Here is a 19,680-nt window from a genome sequence, read left to right as displayed (position 1 = left end):
ATTGAGTTGGCAACAACTTTTTTATTTTTTTAGAGACTTTTTCATCGTGTCATTTGTTGACGGTCGATATGTCGACATAACCGCTCCAAATCGCCCGCATAAACGGAGACGAGCATGTCCTTATAGAATGTATCTCGATCCCAATGAAGACCGTTCGCCTTAGCGACACGTTGAGACGGAACATTATCCGGATGAATCAGAGAAATAATCTCCTTCTCGCCTTCCGTAAAAGCATGCTGCATCAGACGCGCGGCGGCTTCTCGACCATATCCCATATGCCAATGCTTCGGTGACAACCAATATCCGACTTCCAACTCGATTTTACCGTCCAATTCATGCAATAACGTACCTGCGTGACCAATCGGTTCATCACTGTCAAATGTCATGAGCTTCAGGAGACCGGTCTGGCGTCCTGTCTCATAACGAGCCAATTGACGTTCAAACCACTCAATCGTCTGTTCGTCAGTGTACGGTCTCCCATCCGGACTGATGAAGCGCATCACCCGAGGATCTTGGAGAAGCGATTTGACAAAATAGAAATCAGAAAGCGTATACGGTTCAAACCGCAAACGTTCAGATTGCAACTCGACAAGATGCATCGTTTTCCGCCCCTTTCTTTCATCATCATAATCTGAATTATTAAATTCCCGTTTTCAGCACATTTCAACCCTTTAGGCCACAACTTTTAATCCGACCACACTCCCGATAATCAACGTCAAATAAAAGATACGCCAACGACTTTTCGATTCGTTCAAATAAAGCATACCTAAAATGACGCCGCCGGCCGCACCGATACCTACCCAGATGGAATAGGCAAGACTAAGAGGAATGACCTCAAGTGATTTCGATAACCAATAAAAGCTGAGCGCAAACGATAAAATTGATGCAATCGACCATTTTAAAATCTGGTATCCTTTCGATTTCCCCATAAAGAAAACGGCTGTCATTTCAGCAATTCCTGCTCCAATCAGATAAACCCAACTCATGCCTCTTCCCCTCCTGTCACTTGCTTCAATCCGATGATGCCGATAATCAACGTCGTCACAAGGATTAGTTTCCATCCACTAAGCCCCTCGTCAAATAAGAAGGCACCAACTATGACTGTGCCGACCGCTCCGATTCCTGTGAATACGGCGTACCCCGTACCGGCAGGGAGCGTCCGAAACGCTTTCGCCAATAATCCGAAACTAAGAATCAATAACACGATTGTCCACAATGTCGGACCTAAAACCGTGAAGCCTTCAGACAGCTTCATCGTCGTCGCCCAGACGATTTCGAGTAGTCCTGCAAACAGGAGGGAAATCCATGCACCCTTCTCTTTACTCATCCCAACCCACCCCTTTCTTGAAAATTCGAAACGCAGCTTGTTGTCGCATCTCCCGATCCTCTTCAAATGTGAATAACGACAGTAAGGCGCCATCTAAAAAGCAATAGTACGCAGCATATAGTTCATCGAGCGATTGTACCGGTAAATCGCCACGCTCCATCGCCAGTCGAAATTGTTCTTTCTCAAATCGTTTCAGCTTGGTTTCGACCGTCCCGATGACTTCCTCGATATACTCTCGAAACTCCGGGGGAGGGACAAGTAACATTCGTTTCGTCAACATCCATGTCTCATGATCACTAAAGAAGGACGTGAGCGTGTTGACGATTGACTCGATTCGTTCTAAAGGTGGTCGTCCTACCGTATCGTCACTCGTTGTCTGCCATACTTCTTCGTAACGATTCGCCATGTCTGTGACGACTTGTTTGAACAATTGTTCTTTCCCATCGATATGGGCATATAAAGACGGCTTGCGAATTCCTACATCTTCCGCTACTGCCGCTAGTGACAACCCTTCGTAACCTTCCCGTGCGAAGCGTGTGCGAGCAGACTGCATGATTTTTTCTTTTGTATTCATGTCATTCACTCTCCTTGTCTTACACTCTAACTAACGAACGGTAGGTAGTCAAGTCAAGCAATTGTATTTTGGTTCATGATTCTCCACAATATAAGTAGAAAGAGGTGACGAAAGATGATTGAACAATTAAACGTGTCGATTCCGACGGAGAAAGTACGTGGTCAAAAGCGGATCGTCCGCGTATTTCGACCAGACTGGGTCGACGTCAGCACCCCGCTTCCCGTCCTGTATATGCATGATGGACAAAATGTGTTTTCTGGAAACACTGCTACATATGGAGAAGGTTGGGAAATCGATCGTTGCATCGACCTGCTCCAACTCCCGCTCATGGTCGTCGCCATCGCGAGTGCCCCGAACTGGCTAGACCGTTACGATGAGTATTCATATGAGGAAGATGAGATGTTATATCGTCGGATTGGACCTGAACTGGCGAAAACTCGTCCGACACTCGGTGGCCAAGGTCGTATGTATACAGATTGGCTCATGAATGAATTAAAACCACGAATTGACAGCGAGTTCGCCACTGACCCAGAAGATGTCGGGGTCATGGGGAGCTCGATGGGAGGTGTCATCTCTTTATACATGATGGCGACCTATCCTTCTATTCGACGAGTTGGCTCGCTCTCCACCGCGGCATGGGCCAATCTTGATCCGTTGATTCGAGAAATGAAACAAGCTGAGTTCGCGGGTAAACTATATATGGACATCGGCACAAATGAAGAGAGTGGGCCAATCACGCCAAGCGACTACCTGTTCACGAATGCGAAACTGATTGAAGTCATCGCGCAGAAAGGCATCGCCTTGCGATATGAGGTCGAACCAGACGCGATTCACAACGAATCGGCCTGGCGCCGCCGCTTGCCTGACGCACTGCGCTATCTATACGATTGCACGTAAAAGAGCGAATTCCGTAACTTTCGGAATTCGCTCTTTCGTTTAGATGACCCAGTTCCCGTCACGCATGATTGCCTCACGCGTCCCGTCTTCTCGTTCACCATCGATATTCATTTCGGCTGAACCAATCATGAAGTCAACGTGTGTCATCGAGTCGTTCGCACCGTTCGCCGCGAGCTCTTCTTGTGACATCGAAGGCCCCCCTTCGAGACATGTCGAGTACGCACGGCCGAGCGCCAAGTGACACGATGCATTCTCATCAAACAACGTGTTATAGAAGAGAAGACCCGAGTTCGAGATTGGAGAATCATCCGGAACGAGCGCTACTTCACCGATACGACGCGCCCCCTCATCCATGTTCAACAATTCATCAAGAGCCGCTTGCCCTTTCTTCGCCTCCGCTTTGACGACTTTCCCACCTTCAAACCAAAGGGTGAACTCATCAATCAAGTTCCCGCTGTAGCTGAGTGGTTTTGTGCTCGACACGTGACCTTCCACAGAGTCTTTATCTGCGAGCGTGAACACCTCTTCCGTCGGCATGTTCGCGATAAAGTCGATGCCATCGACGTTCGGGCCGCCACCGCCAAGGAAGACATGTTTTTTCGGAAGTCCGATTGTCAGTTCCGTCCCTGGTGCTTTGTAATGAAGCTTCGCATACTTCTTCTCTGTCAATAGCTTCGCACGGCTACGAAGTGATTGATCGTGTGTATCCCATGCCGCGACGACATCTTCTTGATCCATCCGCGTTGCTGCGAAGATGGCTTGCCATAATGCCGCAACCGCATCATCACGTCCCGGGAATACTTTTTGTGCCCACGCTTCTGACGCACCTGCGACGATTGACCAGCTCACATTGTCGCTCATCACATATTGACGCCACTTCGCGAGCGCTTGTCCTGCTGCACGGTTCGCATCCGAGATGCGTGACGATTCCACACCATTCAACGCATCCGGGTCATCACTGACGATTGACAAGAATGCCGTTTTTTCTTCAGCCAATTGCTCAAAACGGGCCTTCAACCAATCTGGAAACTCTTTGAATGAATCCGCTGGTGCATTGAAATAACGAATTTTCCCTGTTTCTTCGTCGCTCCAGTTGACGAATACTTGCTTCGCTCCTGCCGCATAAGCAGCTTTCACCACGTGACGGACGAGTGGTGCCTGACTGATGTCAGCACGTACTTCTAATTGTTGACCAGGTTGAATGTTCACACCTTTTTTCACCGCTAATTCTGCATAGCGTGCGAAATCTGCCTCTGTCGGCATCGAAATCTTAGACATATGTATCGTTCCTCCTTTTCAGTTATCTTTATTTTCTTAAATTTCAGGAAAAGTTGCAACCAATGCGCAAAAACGGGCATATTAGTAGATGAAGAAAGAAGGAGGAATCCAAATGGCAGATTGGAAAACAACATACACACATTTTTTAAAACAAGCGAAAGAAGACATCCGCGACCGAGAACAATTGGGCGACTTGCTCGTTCAAGGTGAACGCGCACTCGCAAAAGTCACAGTCGATGTGGCATCCAATGAAATCAGTAACATCGAGCGTGAAGAAGAACTGACACTTTACTTCCAGATGAAACAAATGCTGAATATGTTACGCGCGCTTTACAATGAACAATTTGAGATGCAAGCAGATAAACAAGAGGAGCTCGTTGCGGCCATCCTGTACTTCGTCTCCCCATTCGATGCGATTCCAGACGATGTCCCGCTCGGACTTTTTGATGATGCTCAAGTCATCGATTACGTACATGAGCAATTAGCGAGTGATATCGATCGATTCCATAATGACATGTGAGACTTGAAATGAGGTAAAAGTAGCAGTACGCTTGCAGAAGACTTACAAAAAGGAGGCGTCAGGCCTAGCCATTATCTATGTATGCAAAATCTCGAAAACGGGTTGCCCTTGAAACGGTACTGTTCATCATTGCCGGGACAATCCTTCAGTCTGTCTTTGTCAGCTTACTGCTCAAACCAAACGAAATCGGTTCTGGGGGAATCGTCGGAATCACGTTGATTACGAATGAACTGTTTGGAACTCCCATCGGTTTGACACAGCTCGTGCTTAATATCCCACTCTTTTTATTGGGACTAAAATATTTGGGACGTCGATTTATCTTGATGACAGGAATTGTCGTCGTACTTTCCTCTATCCTCATCGATAGTTTGCCAGTCTTGATTCCCCCGACCCCACTCGATGATCCGCTCGTCGCTTCGGTGTTCAGCGGAATCGTTTCAGGGCTTGGACTCGCACTTCTCCTCTTTGCAGGAGCTTCCACCGGTGGACTCGACATTCTAGGGAAAGTCATCTATATGAATAATCGAAACTTGTCGTTGCCTAAAATCTTTCTGACACAAGACATCATCGTCTATGTGTTGGTCTTCATCGTCTTTGACATCAAAGCTGTCATGTACGCGCTTGTGTTAAGCTTCGTCAGATCCCGAACGCTACTTACGATTCATAAATTCTTCGCTGCCCAAAAGCAATGCTTCATCATTTGTCAAAAAGCAGACGAAATCAATTTGGTCATCAAGCAGAATTTGAAACGGGGCGTCACCATTATGGATGCGACAGGCGGATATTCGAACGATTCGAAAAAAATGCTGTACGTCGTCGTCCAGAACAATGAAATCCCACGCCTTCGTCAAATCGTATCTGAGATTGATTCTGAGGCGTTTGTCACTGTATCCGAAATCGATTCAGTCGTCGGGAACTTTAAAGAGCACTCCTATACACTGTAAATCTAAAATTTTCGACAACAATATAGATTGTTGTCGATTTTTTTGTGTAATCTTCGTTCTTCTGTTCCGATAATAAATAAGAGCCCCATACATATACAGAAGGAGGTGCATGAGTTGTCTGTTCACTCGTTGCGCCAATACGTTCCGGCGATCCTCATCGGAACTTTTTCTACCGGACTTTTATTTTTATTTTTAACCCCGCACGACTTACGACAGATCACGTTGTTCATCTATTATCTCGTCATATCCGGGGCCGCGATTGGTTTTAGCGGAGTAGCAATTTTTAAACATAGAGGGATGCGGCGTTTTATCCATGTTTTGATTAGTGCAGGAAATGTATGTTTCACGCTGTACTTACTGATGCACTATCATTCAACCAACGACAATACGCAGTCCTTGTTGTTCCTTCAAAATTTCTTTTATTTAATCATGGCTTTAATCGTCATCACGCAATCGATTGAGTTTCGTACTTTGAAACTGCGCACATTCGATTTATTCGCCCTGTTTAGTTTCCTTTTGATTGGCGGACTTCATATTTGGTTCTTTTCAACGCAAGACGTCTCGCTCGTGTCACAGTTGAGCGGATTTGAAGAGCAGATGTTACTCATCAGCCTCTATATGATGCTCGCATTCCTGTACTTAAATCGAGTCGTCTCAGCTGGTCAACAGTTCCGCATTTTATTGCTCATCGGAATTCTTGGATTCACGATTGCATCGATTGCTAACACGCTGTTTGTCTTTTCGGGAATCACACATGAAGTGATTCACCTCTTACAAATCAGTAGTATCTTGACCATCTCGATCAGCTACTGGGTCGATGATGTATCGGAAGATGTACTTGCCTACGATTCCATTGTCGATTATGTGCTGTATAGTGTGGTCGTCATGATGTTTTTACTCGCTTCCGATCGTCTTCTCGGAACATCCGTGATGGACTCGATGATCGCAAATGCCGTCCTCTTGTTGCTCATTCGTCAGTTTGTCGTTTCCAAGCAGAACGCACTCATCAGCCACCGCTTGCATACGGTCAATACAGACTTGGAAGTTGCCGTGTCGACGAAGGCACATGAATTAGAAATCCGTGAACAGCAATACCGTTCGCTTTTCGCCTACCATTCAGAACCGATTTTCTTATTCGACCTGCATGGCGAAGTGCTATCTGTCAACGAGGCCGGCAGTTCCATCTTAGGACTGACAACCGAAACACTACTCGGCTCGAACATCTTAGACATCATTGAATCGAAAGACCGTGCACCGTATACCATCATTCTTCAAGAGTTGACAAACGGTCGTCCCCGAACAATCGATGTGCGTGTCATGACTGACGAAGGGGAGACACGCGTGTGGCAATTGGTCAACGTGCCGATGATTATCGATGGAGAAGTCGAGGGCATCTACGCCATCGCCAAAGACATCACCCAGATGATCGAGCAACAAGAACAAATTTTGTATCAAGCTAAATTCGATAGTTTGACCGGTCTTCATAACCGTTACGCGCTTCAAGAGCAAATTGAACGCTTGATTGAGGAAGGCCGTACGTTCACATTGATGTTCTCCGATTTGGATGGATTTAAAGAAATCAACGATCAATTCGGTCATCATATGGGAGACCAGTTATTACAACATATCGGAAAACGGTTGCGGACTGCACTATTACCGAACGAATATGCCGGACGACTCGGAGGCGATGAGTTTATCGTCGTCGCGGAACATGGAGACGATGAGATGTTGACGGAACGATTGCGGCGGCTCGTCTATCGTCCCCCGTATTATATGGCTGGGACGCTCGTCGAAGTTCATGCCTCGATTGGGATCGTCCGTTTCCCGGAGCATGGGAAAAAATTAAAGCACTTGCTGTCAAATGCCGATTTAGCGATGTATCGTGCGAAAGACAAAGGCCGTGACGAAACCGTCATGTTTGAACCGGAGTTACGGGAGGACAAGGAAGAGCGGAAAGTGTTGATGGAGGGGCTCGAAACCGCACTTGAAAAAGGAGAGATATCCCTTTTCCTTCAGCCTCAAGTCGATGCCTCGACGAAGGCAATCATCGGAGCAGAGGCGCTCATGCGCTGGCAACATAACGGTGCGTTCATTCCGCCAAGCCAGTTCATTCCGATCGCTGAAGAAACGGGACACATTCAGGATTTAGGTCGTTGGATGATTCATGAAACATTCCAATTAATCCACGTGTTTGAACAAGGGGACATCCACTTACCAAAACTATCCGTTAACCTTTCCGTCCGTCAGTTGTTCGATGAACATTTGATTGATTATTTAAAAACACTATTCGAACGGTTCCCGATTGAGCCGTCACGCCTTAATTTTGAATTGACGGAAACCGTTGCCGCACATCACTCAGATCGTGTATTAAATCGCATTTTAGAATTAAAAGCACTCGGCATCAAGCTGTCCATCGATGATTTCGGAACAGGGTACAGTTCACTCGCATACCTTGTCCGCTATCCAATCGATGAACTAAAGATCCCTCGTGAGTTCACGATGCAACTCGAAGAGAATCGCGAATATCAAATGGTCACGACGACCATTGTCGCCATGGCCCGCCAACTCGGTATGGCGCTCGTTGCCGAAGGTGTCGAAACCGAGTACCAGGAGACGTTCCTTCGTAAAATCGGATGTGATTCCATGCAAGGATATCGCTATGCGAAACCGATGCCGCTCGATGAATTCGTCATTTACTACATGAAACACACAACGCCTTGAACCGTTTATTCGGTCCAAGGCGTTTTTTCATCTCATCTCGTACACTTTGACTTCTCCTGGTTTCAAATCGACAACGAGATTCCAATTGTCATCAAACGAATGCTCCGGATACGGCCATGAGTCAGGTGAATAGACCATCTCTGCAAAACGACTCGCATTCCAATTTCGACGTCTTACCCCATCAAGCGTGACGACTCCTCGTAACGTATCAATCATGTTCGTATTCGCTACGACGAGCAATGTATCATTCGTTTCTGGCCGTAACCAAGCGAATCCAATGAATGGGGCGAACGGTTCATTTAAAACGAGCGGTTCAAAGTGATTCGGATCAACGAGCACATCCAACCATCGACGTCGAATTTCAGCCACTTGATGCATCACTTCAATCATTTCATCCCGTTCTGGATGGTCCCAATGAAACTGATATGCATCAAAAAACGCAAGCTTGCCGAAATAAGGGTCCGTCGGGAAGAGTTGATACGCCTCTTCCGGTCGACAATCGAGTCCAGTGTTCATCGGTTGTGTCTCATACAATTCAAGCCCCGAGTTCGTCATCGGGACTCCATTTGGCATAAATCCGTTTAACACCGTCAACAAGCGACTTGCCTTTCGTCCACCTTCCCGTGTCGCGAGACGACGTGTATCGGCCGTTTCACCTGCCGCAAATACTGGTAGAGGTAAAAAGCGTGAATCATATAAGAATTGATGAGTTTCATGCGTGTTGAATCGCGGTTCTTTATAGAAGCCATATCCGATAATCATGTTATAGCCAGCATCCTTCGCCGCCCAGGCTCCAGACTCGATGAGTTCTTCAGCGATAAAGCTGAAATTCGAATCGATGGCACGCGGTTGTTCCAAAATTCGTTGTGCTAAATCAACCGGAAGGGCATGACCCATATCAATACGCGCCCCATCTATACCGTATTCCCGTTGATAGTGAGGAATGATGTCAGCGAGCATCTCCCAAAGGGGTTCATTGATCTCATTTCCTCGGAATTGATTGGATTTGATCGAGTCAAACAGAATATAAGGCGCAATGTTCGCATCGTTCACATAAGGTGCCGCTGCAAGCGGATGGTCTAAGAAAAGTCGGAAATAGGTTACGTCTGACCATGGTGGTTGCGGGTCATTGATACAATCCGAGAAAGCAGGTGCAGTCGTCAAGCCGAACTCTCGTTCAATCATCGCCAACACGTTTTCTTTTGGATGCTCGAGCAACGTGTTACGTACACGATCCCACTTCTCCGCATCAATCAAGTTCGGTGCCATGGAAAACCGTCGCAAGTGTTGCCATACGTCTTCTGAGTTATACACCATCGGCAAGAAAGCAAATTCCGGTTTGACGTTCTCCCCAATGCCCGGAACATATGGCGGATGATAGTAATCGACTTCCGTCAAGGGAATCCAGTAAAACCATTCCGGGTTTTCTAAGATGAGACGGTTATCTCGGGCACACGTCCGCGGGATGACATCGATGACGACACGAATTCCTACCATGTGACAGGCCTCCACGAATGCGGCAAATTCTTCTTCGACCGTCATCTCGTCACCAGTTAACGTTTCCTTCAACTCTTCATCGATTGCGAAAAAGTCTTGCACGGCATAAGGAGAACCGAATTCACCCTTCTTGTTTTTATGGCTGTGTTGCGAAATCGGTAAGAGGAATAATGTATCGATCCCCATGTAGAGAAGATGCGGAATCAATGCAAGCGCTTTCACAAAAGTGCCTGTGTCTTTCATTCCCACTGAATTCTCCATTTCAACGTAACCCGACCCATCGTGGTCCCATGAGGTCGATGTACGAACTTGCATGGAGTAAACCGATGCCCGTTTGATCCAATCCCCTCCGGTTTGTAAATGTCCGTCTGCAAGCGCAATGGAAGTACGATAGTCGCGACTTTCATGTGCATACGGGAAAATCGTTTTTTCAATCGTTTCCAACAAAAAATCATATGGATTGACACGTTCCACCCCATCTCGAACCGGCTCGGAATGGAAACGCATGCGATTCCAAAGACTTGGAATCTCATAGGTAAGATTCGTTCGCTTGTTTCGTAAAACCTGGCACAGCTTGTGTACCGTCGAGTTCTCTGACATATTGACTCTCCTTATGCATCTAATTGTCTTCTCTCATTAAGAGACACTACTTTTATTGATTATACATTTCCCCGTTTTTTCCTTTTTCAAAAAAAATATTTTCTGTCGTTTTTTACAAAATCATGTACGATGTAGAAGAAGGGAGGGTCACGATGTCACAACGAAAGTGGATTTTACTATGGATCAGTTTATCAATCTTATCTATTTCGATTATTTGTATTTTTATTTTGCAATTGAAAGAAACAAATGAGCGTCTTGAAACCATTCAAGGCGAACAACTCGACTCCTATGAATCGATTGAAGACGTAATGTATTATAACGTCGAACGGGCAAATGCCATCCGTGGATTACTCGCATATGAAGACCGACACTTTTTAGAGATGTACTATAGCATGTCTCGACAAGCCAAAGACCTTAAACAATCCATCATCGATGACCCGGACACACCGAGCTCTGTCCTCGATTTACTCGAACGAGATGCCATTTGGGAAAAGGAAGCCGACCGCGTTCTCGTCATCTATGAAGAAGGCGACTTAGTGAAAGCGACGGCTGTCGCAGAAACGATGACAGAACTTCGGCAAACGATTTTAGAAGATTTACGGTCTCTCAAACAAATGCAATACAAAGACATTCATAAAGAGTTGATTGCGGCAGAGAATCAAGTATCTTTCTTGACACAAGTCCTTTTCACCATCACTTTTTTACTTCTTGCCATTATTGTCATCCTCTCCTTTATGTTGTTGCGCATTAAAACGCATCACGACAGAATCGAATAAAAAAAGAAGTGTCTCAGGTACAAAACCGAGACACTTCTTTCATAATGTCATACGAAGTAACCGCGTCGCGTTCGCGATGGCAAGAAGCGCCACTCCCACGTCCGCAAATACCGCTTCCCACATCGTTGCGATGCCGAACAATCCTAAAAGCATGACAAGTGCTTTGATTCCAAAGGCAAGGAAAATATTTTGCCAGACGACGCGCTTCGTTCGTTTGCTTAGCTCAATGGCCCGAATGACATCCGTTGGCGCATCATGCATCAATACCACGTCCGCCGCCGTGACTGCTGTATCGCTTCCGACGCCACCCATAACGAGACCGACGTCTGCCCGGGCCAAAGCCGCCGCATCATTCATACCATCCCCGACGAAAGCAACTTTACGCGTTCCGAGCATCCGTTCGATTGCCTCCACTTTCTCGTGCGGAAGCAACTCCCCTCGTACTTCATCCAATCCGAGTTGCTTGCCAATTTTTGTAGCGACTTCTCGACGATCTCCAGATAGCATGACCGTCTGGATTCCGATTCGTTTCAATTGTTCGATTGCAGCCATCGCATCCGGCTTTACCGTATCCATCAGTTCGATTCGTCCAAGCCAACGATTATTCTTCATCACATGTACATTCGTCCCGATTGACGAATCTGCAATCACTTGACCTAACCGTTCCATGTAACGGGCACTCCCTACATACACCTCGTCGTCACCATCTCGTGCACGGAGACCATATCCTGGCTCCTCTTGAATCGATTCAAACGCTTGAACCTCCCCAGCACGACGGACGATTGCTTGCGCAAGAGGATGATTGGATGCTCGTTCGACCCGAGCAGCTAAATGTAACAGTTCATTAACGGTGATACCGTCTGTCGTCACGACATCGGTCACTTCAAATCGCCCGGTCGTCAATGTCCCTGTTTTGTCGAAGACCACTGTATCCACTTCAGTCAACGTGTCAAGGAACTCGCCACCTTTTACAAGAATCCCTTGTTTCGATCCAGAACCGATCCCCCCGAAATAACCTAACGGGATAGAAATCACAAGTGCACACGGGCAACTGATGACGAGAAAAATCAAGGCCCGGTAAATCCATTCATTCAAGTCCCCTACAAACAAGGGTGGAACGAATGCGACAAGTGTCGCCATGACTACCACGATCGGCGTGTAGACTTTTGCCAATCGTGTGATCATTTGTTCCGTCTTTGCTTTCTTTCCATTCGCCTCTTCGACGAGAGCAATCATTTTTTGAAGGCTCGACTCAGCCGCAAGTTTCGTCGTTTCAACGACGAGACGCCCCTCGATATTGACCATACCTGCCAACACTTCCTCGCCCGCGCTCACTTGCCTTGGAACGGATTCACCTGTCAAAGACGATGTATTTAGGGAACTCGCCCCACTCACGACGAATCCGTCCATCGGGACTATTTCTCCTGAACGAATGACGAGATGTGACCCAACCGACACGTCTTCCGGCAATCGTTCCATTTCCTGACCCGCCTCGAGTACACGCGCTCGGGTCGGTTTCATATTCAACAAGGACTGAATCGATTTTCGGGAGGCGCGTACCGCCCGTCCTTGCACGTATTCACCGAGCTGATAAAACAGCATGACTGCTACCGCTTCCGGGTATTCTGAAATGGCGAATGCCCCGATTGTCGCAATGGTCATTAAAAATTTCTCGTCAAACCATTCCCGGTTCCATACGTTCCGGATCGCACCGTATACGACGTCGTAGCCAGCAAGTGAATATGCCGCAATGAATCCTAAAGTCGAATCTGTCCAAATGGCAATTGAAAAAATAAAAGCAGCCATAAGGAATCTCCAAAGCGTCCAATCTCGTCCTACGGTTTGATCGTCGTCTTGTTTAACAAACTTTGCTCCCGGTTCAATCCGTCCCATCGTCTGCTCAATCGACTGAAGCGTCTTGTCACGGTTTGACGGGTCCACCCACTCAATCACCATACGACTCGTCGCAAAATCAATTTGACAAGATGCGACTTCTTCACGTTTCGATACATCTCGCTCAATCTTAGCTGCACAATTCGTACAGGTAATACCGGACACAGGTAGTACGTCTCGATTTTTCATCATATCCCCCTAACATTCAAACGTTCATTTGAATATATCGTAACGTGAATTTTAATCGAAGACAAGTACCAAAAAAATGACCGTCCCCATTCGAGGGACGGTCATTGGACTTAAACGTCTTTTTGTTCTTCACTATGCGTCAATGCAATTTCAACGAGCTGTCTTACGTGTTCATCATCCAATGAATAATAAACGACTTTCCCTTCTTTACGATACTTTACCAACCCTTGTTCGAGTAACGTCCGTAAATGGTGAGATGCGGTCGCGTTAGAGTGGCCGATAACGGCGGCCACATCGCATACACATAGTTCGTGTTCGAGCGTCAACACATACAGCACTTTTAAACGGGTCGGATCAGCGAATGCTTTAAACAAACGACTGACTCGAGGCGCATCTAATTGCGCCAAGGCGGTTTGTAGCGTTGGAACGTCCTCAGATTGAATCCCAATCGTTTCACACTGTGGCACTTTCATTTTTTTCACCTCGTCTTTTGATGAGTATAGTGTAGCAAAAAATCCCGAATATATCTGTTATATATTATAGTTGACTTTACGCCATCTGTTATAATACAATCATGATAACAACCAATACCGTGACACATCTACGAAGGAGGCATTTTCATATGAATGAATGGGCAAGCCGACTCGAATCATCTGTCGAGTTTTATCAAAAACTACCGGACAAAACGTGCCAGGAATGCGGGAAGCATATGGATGAACAGTGCGAGTCATACGAAACGACTTGTGCTTCATGTACCGAGAAGCTTCAACTTGCAGAATAAAACAACGCCCCTTCGAAATGGAAGGGGCGTTGTTTTAGATGGACCATCCGATATAAGCAGCCAGTATTCCAAACAGATATGTCGCAAGGAGATAAAGTCCGAATCGAATCCAGTCTTTTGTCGCAAACCGCATCAATTCAAGTTTCAAAGTCGAAAACGTCGTAAACGACCCTAAAAATCCAATCCCTAAAAAGAGAAGAAGCGACGGATGGCTCGTATGGGCATATAAATACCCAAGGCCAAACGAACCCGACACATTGACGAATAATGTTGCAAATGGAAAGGTAGAATCAGACCACCGTTTCATCAGTTGACCGATAGCAAAACGACACATCGCACCAAAAAAGGCACCTGTCGCAATCCACATGATTGTCACTCTATTTCACCTCACCTTTTCGTCTCACGCCGACACGATAACCAAGCCATGAGCTCCCGAGTCCAAGCGTGATACTCAGAAAGACGTATAGAAGCGCCAGCCCGATTCGACTTTCCTCTAATAATCGAATCGTTTCAACACTAAACGTAGAGAATGTAGTGAAGGAACCGATCATTCCGGTCCCTACAATGGTGACGAATTGAGGAGAAGGTTTGCCTGTTCGAAGAAACATGTGAGTCAACCACCCCAACAAAAAACTACCGATGAGATTAGTCAGAAGAGTTGCGACGGGAAACACACTTGATCCCAGTGAATCGACCATCAAGCCGAGTCCATAGCGAGCCAAAGCACCGACCGCCCCTGCTAGTCCAACGTATACGTACAGCATTGAATTCCTCCTCCACGAAAAAGACACCTGCAACGCAGGTGTCGATTGAGCTAAAACGATTATATCAAGCTGTCTTCATTTACGAAATAGCTGCTGGCGCCAAAACGGCTTCAATCGCTTCGAACGCTTGGTCGAGTTCTTCTTTCGTGATCACGAGCGGTGGTGCCAATCGAATCACGGTCTCATGTGTTTCTTTACAGAGAAGTCCTCGCTCTTTTAGCGCCTCACAGTAAGGACGAGCCGACTCCGTCAACTCAATGCCGATAAAGAGTCCGCGACCGCGAACATCACGAATCATCGGATTGTCGATCGACTTCAAGCGATCCATGAAGTACGTCCCGAGTTCTAGCGAACGCTCCGGTAGGTTTTCTTCTTCAAGCACTTCAAGAGCTGCGACCGAAACAGCTGAAGCAAGCGGGTTTCCGCCAAACGTCGACCCGTGCGAGCCTGGGTTGAAGACCGAAAGAATCTCCTGGTCAGCTGCAACGCATGAGATTGGGAAGACCCCACCTCCAAGTGCTTTTCCGAGAATATACATATCCGGTGTGACATCTTCCCACTCGATGGCAAACCACTTTCCAGAACGACCAAGTCCAGACTGGATCTCATCTGCGACGAAAAGGACATTATGTTCTTTACAGAGCTCAGATGCCCGCTTCAAATAACCTGCCGGCGGAATGATGATCCCCGCTTCACCTTGAATCGGTTCAACGATGAACGCCGCTGTGTTCTCTGTGATCGCCGCTTCGAATGCATCGATATCACCATATGGCACAACTTTGAACCCTGGCAATAGCGGTCCGAATCCACGCTGATATTCTGCTTCTGTCGACATCGACACAGCAGCCATCGTCCGTCCATGGAAGTTTCCTGAGCAGACGATGATTTCAGCTTGTCCCGGAATACCCTTCACGTCATATGCCCAACGACGTGCTGTCTTCACGGCCGTCTCGACCGCTTCTGCACCCGTGTTCATCGGTAACACCATCTGTTTCTTTGTAAGCGTTACCACTTTGTCGTAAAAACGTCCAAGTTGATCGTTATAAAAGGCACGCGACGTCAACGTGATCTTATCCGCTTGATCTTTAAGCGCTTGGATGATCTTTGGATGACAGTGTCCCTGATTGACAGCAGAGTATGCACTTAACATATCCATGTAGCGGTTCCCCTCAGGATCGGTTACCCAAATCCCTTTCGCCTCCGAAATGACAATCGGTAGTGGATGATAGTTATGTGCCCCGAACTTCTCTGTCAACTCAATCACATCATGTGTTTTTGACATATTGTTTCCCCCTTATTCAAAACTATCTTACTCTTTCAGTATATGACGTCCCTCTTTCTTTTGACAATGACGAACTTAAGCATTCCTTGAATTGGCAAAATCAGGTACACTGACATTAGAATATGCATTTAGCATGACAGATTGGAGGAAATGATGTGGCTTCATTGCGTGATTTACCAGTAGATGAATTCATCGATGCTTTATCTGTTCCATGTTGTTATATTTCTCAAGATGGTACGGTCCTATTATGGAATACGCATGCCGAAGTTTTATTCGGCTGGGAACGTGACGAAGTCCTCCATCAACCGCTGCCGGTCGTCCGGCAATTAGATCATGCTCTCGAAACATGGTCTCCGCTCCTCCTTCAATATCCATTCTCGACAACGGCGATGACGCCGTTTCAACATAAAGATGGCTCCGTCATCTATGCGACTGCCTACCTGCAATCTTTTTCGCTCGAAGGGATCTATGGTTATTTTTTAGCGTTTCTCCCAAAAGGATTTGGACCGCTCATCAGTACAGAACAGTTCAATCTACTTCATCATTTTCAAGAGATGATCAAACAGTCCACACATTACTTGGCGACAAATGCGAAAGGCGAGATTGTAGACATCAATCCTTCCTTATGCCGTCTACTCGATGCGACGGAGCAACAGCTAATCGGACGCGAATGGTTCGAACTCATTCATGATTCAAGTGAACAAGACGGGATTTCGCGTAACGTTTTAAAATCACTGGCGACCAATCGGATTTGGAACGGTGAGATGCCGATCTCCTGTAAGCAACATGAGTCAGAGCCGTGTTGGCTTAACTTGACCGTCGTACCGATTGTTAGTGAGAAGAATGAAGTGATTCAATATACCGCATTCGGATTTGATGTGTCGGAAAAGAAGCGCCTTGAAAAAGAAGTCCAGTTCCTCGCTTATCAAAATGAGTTGACCGGACTTTATAATAAAAAAGGGTTTTTACGTCGCTACGACTCAATCCTTCGACAAATCGATGAGCGAGAAGGTCTCCTTCATATTGCCTTGTTTGATATCGACCGCTTCAAAATTATCAATGAGTCATTCGGGTCTCGCGTTGGGAACGAACTTCTCATCCAAATCAAAGAGCGCGCACTGCATCTCATTCCGGAGTCCGCTCTTTTATTCCATCCTACGGGCGGACTGTTCGGTGTCATGTTCTTCGAGGAATCGAAAGAAGAAGTGTTCCAAGTACTCCGACATCTGCAACACGAACTGCAACGTCCGTTCCGGATTTACCATCACTCCATCATGGTATCGATTTCGATCGGATGCGTATTTTATCCGTCTTCGACAAGTTCACTCGAGGAACTGTATACACGTGCTGAAAGTGCCCTCTTCAAAGGGAAACAGATCGGCGTCGGTACGATTCAATTTGTGACAAAAGATATGGATGCCGCTTTCTCGAGACAAATCCATATTGAGAAGGCGATGTACCGAGCCCTTGAAGAAAAGCATTTTTATCTTGAGTATCAACCAAAGTATGAACTCGCCACAGACCGGCTCATCGGTTTTGAGGCACTCCTTCGTTGGCATCACGACGAACTGGGACAAATTCCGCCTTCAGAGTTCATTCCGCTCGCGGAAGAGATGGCACTCATCGTTCCCATCAACAACTGGGTCATCTTAGAGGCAACGAAACAACTGAAAGCCTGGAAAACCGAGTTCGATCAACCGCTCTCGATGGCAATCAACATTTCGCCTAATCAATTCCGAAGCGACAGTTTTTTGAATACGTTACGAAACATCAAGCAACAACTCCAGCTCGACCCGGCAGACGTCATTTTGGAGATCACGGAAAGTCTTGTCATGCAACAAACTGATGAAATCATCGAACGTATGGAACAAATCAAGCGCTTGAACTATCGACTGTCGATTGACGATTTCGGAACAGGCTTCTCGTCCTTGCAGTATTTGAAGTCCTTCCCGGTCGATGAACTCAAAATCGATAAAGTCTTTCTCGATGATTGGATGGCGTCCAAATCTCATCTCCTCGATGTCATCGTCCATCTTGGGAAGAGTTTAAATCTCCACGTCGTCGCAGAGGGAGTCGAAGATGAAGAGATGTTGGCACACTTAAAGTCGACAGATTGCGATTCTTTCCAGGGCTATTTATATGCGAGACCTGCTTCACCAAGTGTAATCGAACAATTACTCCGATCATCAAAAAACTCACCGAACGCTTGAGGCGCCGGTGAGTTTTCTTATAGGGCGATTGTGGCTGTCCAAAGCCCACAAATGCCATAGGTCGCACATAATAGAATAATCAAGGCAATCAACGACTGGGTACGGGTCAAAAATGGTCGTCCTTGTTCCCGTTCTGCCAAAAGAAAGACGAAGATGCCGGGTGCGTATAGAATCATCGCAATCAAGACATACTCGACTCCCGAAGCGTAGAGTAACCAGGCGGCGTATAGCGAGGCAATCCCGGAAACGACCATCAACCGTAGCGACGTCGTCCGCTTCGCCTCCATCCATCCATAGAGTGCCGAGAATAGATAAGGAACGAGTGCTGCGATTCCAGCGATGCTTGAAAGCACGAGATACGTCTGTTCTGAAAACAAGGCGATGGCCGTAACGACTTGAGTGAACGCTTGGGTGATGAATAGCGCGTTTACCGGTGTCTCGTTCGCATTCAAACGGTGAAATACTTTCGGAAACACCCCATCTCGGCTCGCTACGTACGAAATCTCCGTCGCTAAAATCGTCCAGCCGAGCAATGCGCCTGTTAATGACACGAGCAGTCCGATGTTAATCAATGTTGCGCCGAACGGGCCGACGACCGCTTCTAACACATATGCCATCGACGGTTCAGGCAACGCAGCGAGTTGCTCCTGTGTCATGACACCAAACGAGAAGATGGAAATCATCATATATATCAATAAAGTTCCAATCAGACCAATGACCGTGGCACGACCGACATCTTTTTTATGACGTGCGCGCGACGACAACACGACCGCTCCCTCGATCCCGACAAACGCCCAAAGTGTGACGAGCATCGTTGACTTCACTTGTGGAAACACATCCGCCCAAACAAACCCTGTTTCTCCCCAAAAATCGACTTGGAACGTATCTATTTTAAACGCGAATAGGATCAACACGATGAACAAGATAATCGGGACGAGTTTCGCAATCGTTGTCACGATATTGAGAAGTGCCGCTTCACGCATCCCACGTGAAATGAGCCAAAATAAGCCCCAAATCAAAACGACACTCACAAACAAGCGAAACAGTCGGTGTTCTGCTGAGAATATAGGAAAAAAATAAGCCAATGTACTGAAAATCAACGTGATGTTGGCTACCGTCCCAATCCAAGCCGACATCCAGTATCCCCAGCCGCTGTTGAATCCAACAAACTTCCCGAAGCCTTCACGGGCATAAGCATAAATTCCACCTTCTAGCTCTGGCCGCGTGTTGGCTAAAAACTGAAAGACAAAGGCGAGCATAATCATGCCGACACCCGTAATCCCCCACCCAATTAAAACTGGTCCGACCCCTGCCCCTTGTGCCATGGCACCAGGCAGGTTAAACGCACCTCCACCAATCATAGTCCCAACGACCATCGCCGCAAGACCGAAAAAGCCGATTCCGGCTGAATGTTGTTTCAAGTTAAC

The 19,680-nt window shown here is 46.8% G+C and carries 19 protein-coding genes; 7 read left to right on the top strand and 12 right to left on the bottom strand.

Annotated features, from left to right (window positions below; all coding sequences use genetic code 11):
- Positions 1–41 precede the first annotated feature (41 nt).
- The 4 genes from KNO71_RS14360 to KNO71_RS14345 all read right to left on the bottom strand — a co-directional run bounded on the left by KNO71_RS14360 (position 42) and on the right by KNO71_RS14345 (position 1,901).
- Entirely contained in the window at positions 42–599 is a 558-nt protein-coding gene (locus KNO71_RS14360; protein WP_015880774.1) for a GNAT family N-acetyltransferase, read from the bottom strand.
- 72 nt (positions 600–671) lie between these two features.
- Entirely contained in the window at positions 672–986 is a 315-nt protein-coding gene (locus tag KNO71_RS14355) for a DMT family transporter (protein ID WP_015880773.1), read from the bottom strand.
- On the bottom strand, positions 983–1,327 hold the full coding sequence (locus KNO71_RS14350; protein ID WP_031420984.1) for a DMT family transporter: 345 nt from the start codon (positions 1,325–1,327) through the stop codon (positions 983–985). Before KNO71_RS14350 ends, KNO71_RS14355 begins: the two co-directional genes overlap by 4 nt.
- Positions 1,320–1,901, bottom strand: a complete 582-nt coding sequence (locus KNO71_RS14345; RefSeq protein ID WP_214689118.1) for a TetR/AcrR family transcriptional regulator — start codon at positions 1,899–1,901, stop codon at positions 1,320–1,322. Before KNO71_RS14345 ends, KNO71_RS14350 begins: the two co-directional genes overlap by 8 nt.
- Positions 1,902–2,015: 114 nt before the next feature.
- Between KNO71_RS14345 and KNO71_RS14340 the strand changes: the two genes are divergently transcribed.
- Positions 2,016–2,798, top strand: coding sequence for an alpha/beta hydrolase (locus tag KNO71_RS14340; protein WP_214689116.1), 783 nt, complete (start codon positions 2,016–2,018; stop codon positions 2,796–2,798).
- Between the two features lie 39 nt (positions 2,799–2,837).
- Here KNO71_RS14340 and KNO71_RS14335 read toward each other — a convergent pair whose 3' ends face one another.
- Positions 2,838–4,076, bottom strand: coding sequence for an aminopeptidase (locus tag KNO71_RS14335; protein WP_015880769.1), 1,239 nt, complete (start codon positions 4,074–4,076; stop codon positions 2,838–2,840).
- Between the two features lie 112 nt (positions 4,077–4,188).
- Here KNO71_RS14335 and KNO71_RS14330 point away from each other — a divergent pair, with 112 nt between their 5' ends.
- The 3 genes from KNO71_RS14330 (at position 4,189) to KNO71_RS14320 (ending at position 8,261) form a co-directional block, all read left to right on the top strand.
- Positions 4,189–4,596, top strand: coding sequence for a YkvA family protein (locus KNO71_RS14330; RefSeq protein WP_015880768.1), 408 nt, complete (start codon positions 4,189–4,191; stop codon positions 4,594–4,596).
- Positions 4,597–4,673: 77 nt separating this feature from the next.
- Positions 4,674–5,540, top strand: a complete 867-nt coding sequence (locus KNO71_RS14325) for a YitT family protein (RefSeq protein ID WP_015880767.1) — start codon at positions 4,674–4,676, stop codon at positions 5,538–5,540.
- Positions 5,541–5,654: 114 nt separating this feature from the next.
- Positions 5,655–8,261, top strand: a complete 2,607-nt coding sequence (locus tag KNO71_RS14320; protein ID WP_214689114.1) for a putative bifunctional diguanylate cyclase/phosphodiesterase — start codon at positions 5,655–5,657, stop codon at positions 8,259–8,261.
- Between the two features lie 27 nt (positions 8,262–8,288).
- Here KNO71_RS14320 and KNO71_RS14315 read toward each other — a convergent pair whose 3' ends face one another.
- Entirely contained in the window at positions 8,289–10,358 is a 2,070-nt protein-coding gene (locus KNO71_RS14315) for an alpha-amylase family protein (protein ID WP_214689112.1), read from the bottom strand.
- A 152-nt stretch (positions 10,359–10,510) separates the two neighbouring features.
- On the opposite strand from KNO71_RS14315, the gene KNO71_RS14310 reads away from it, so the two are divergent.
- Positions 10,511–11,134 (top strand): hypothetical protein, encoded by a 624-nt coding sequence (locus KNO71_RS14310; RefSeq protein WP_214689110.1) that lies wholly within the window; start codon positions 10,511–10,513, stop codon positions 11,132–11,134.
- Between the two features lie 39 nt (positions 11,135–11,173).
- Here the strand turns inward: KNO71_RS14310 and KNO71_RS14305 are convergent, their stop codons facing one another.
- Complete coding sequence (locus tag KNO71_RS14305) at positions 11,174–13,216, bottom strand: heavy metal translocating P-type ATPase (RefSeq protein ID WP_214689108.1); 2,043 nt, start codon at positions 13,214–13,216, stop codon at positions 11,174–11,176.
- A 110-nt stretch (positions 13,217–13,326) separates the two neighbouring features.
- Complete coding sequence (locus KNO71_RS14300; RefSeq protein ID WP_015880762.1) at positions 13,327–13,689, bottom strand: ArsR/SmtB family transcription factor; 363 nt, start codon at positions 13,687–13,689, stop codon at positions 13,327–13,329.
- A gap of 149 nt (positions 13,690–13,838) precedes the next feature.
- Here KNO71_RS14300 and yhfH point away from each other — a divergent pair, with 149 nt between their 5' ends.
- Positions 13,839–13,997 (top strand): protein YhfH, encoded by a 159-nt coding sequence (yhfH, locus tag KNO71_RS14295; RefSeq protein ID WP_015880761.1) that lies wholly within the window; start codon positions 13,839–13,841, stop codon positions 13,995–13,997.
- Between the two features lie 34 nt (positions 13,998–14,031).
- Here the strand turns inward: yhfH and KNO71_RS14290 are convergent, their stop codons facing one another.
- The 3 genes from KNO71_RS14290 to KNO71_RS14280 all read right to left on the bottom strand — a co-directional run bounded on the left by KNO71_RS14290 (position 14,032) and on the right by KNO71_RS14280 (position 16,043).
- Positions 14,032–14,364 carry a fluoride efflux transporter FluC gene (locus KNO71_RS14290; protein WP_015880760.1) on the bottom strand — a complete coding sequence of 111 codons (333 nt, stop codon included), beginning with the start codon at positions 14,362–14,364 and terminating at the stop codon, positions 14,032–14,034.
- 10 nt (positions 14,365–14,374) lie between these two features.
- Positions 14,375–14,761 (bottom strand): fluoride efflux transporter CrcB, encoded by a 387-nt coding sequence (gene crcB / locus KNO71_RS14285; RefSeq protein ID WP_214689106.1) that lies wholly within the window; start codon positions 14,759–14,761, stop codon positions 14,375–14,377.
- Positions 14,762–14,840: 79 nt separating this feature from the next.
- Complete coding sequence (locus KNO71_RS14280; protein ID WP_015880758.1) at positions 14,841–16,043, bottom strand: ornithine--oxo-acid transaminase; 1,203 nt, start codon at positions 16,041–16,043, stop codon at positions 14,841–14,843.
- Between the two features lie 155 nt (positions 16,044–16,198).
- Here KNO71_RS14280 and KNO71_RS14275 point away from each other — a divergent pair, with 155 nt between their 5' ends.
- Complete coding sequence (locus KNO71_RS14275) at positions 16,199–18,253, top strand: sensor domain-containing protein (RefSeq protein ID WP_214689104.1); 2,055 nt, start codon at positions 16,199–16,201, stop codon at positions 18,251–18,253.
- Between the two features lie 17 nt (positions 18,254–18,270).
- Here KNO71_RS14275 and KNO71_RS14270 read toward each other — a convergent pair whose 3' ends face one another.
- Positions 18,271–19,674: a basic amino acid/polyamine antiporter gene (locus tag KNO71_RS14270; protein ID WP_214689102.1), complete on the bottom strand. Its 1,404-nt coding sequence runs from the start codon at positions 19,672–19,674 to the stop codon at positions 18,271–18,273.
- Positions 19,675–19,680 lie beyond the last annotated feature (6 nt).

It is taken from the genome of Exiguobacterium sp. s163 (assembly GCF_018617135.1).
Taxonomy (GTDB): domain Bacteria; phylum Bacillota; class Bacilli; order Exiguobacteriales; family Exiguobacteriaceae; genus Exiguobacterium; species Exiguobacterium profundum.
This window is presented reverse-complemented; position numbering and strand designations above follow the sequence as displayed.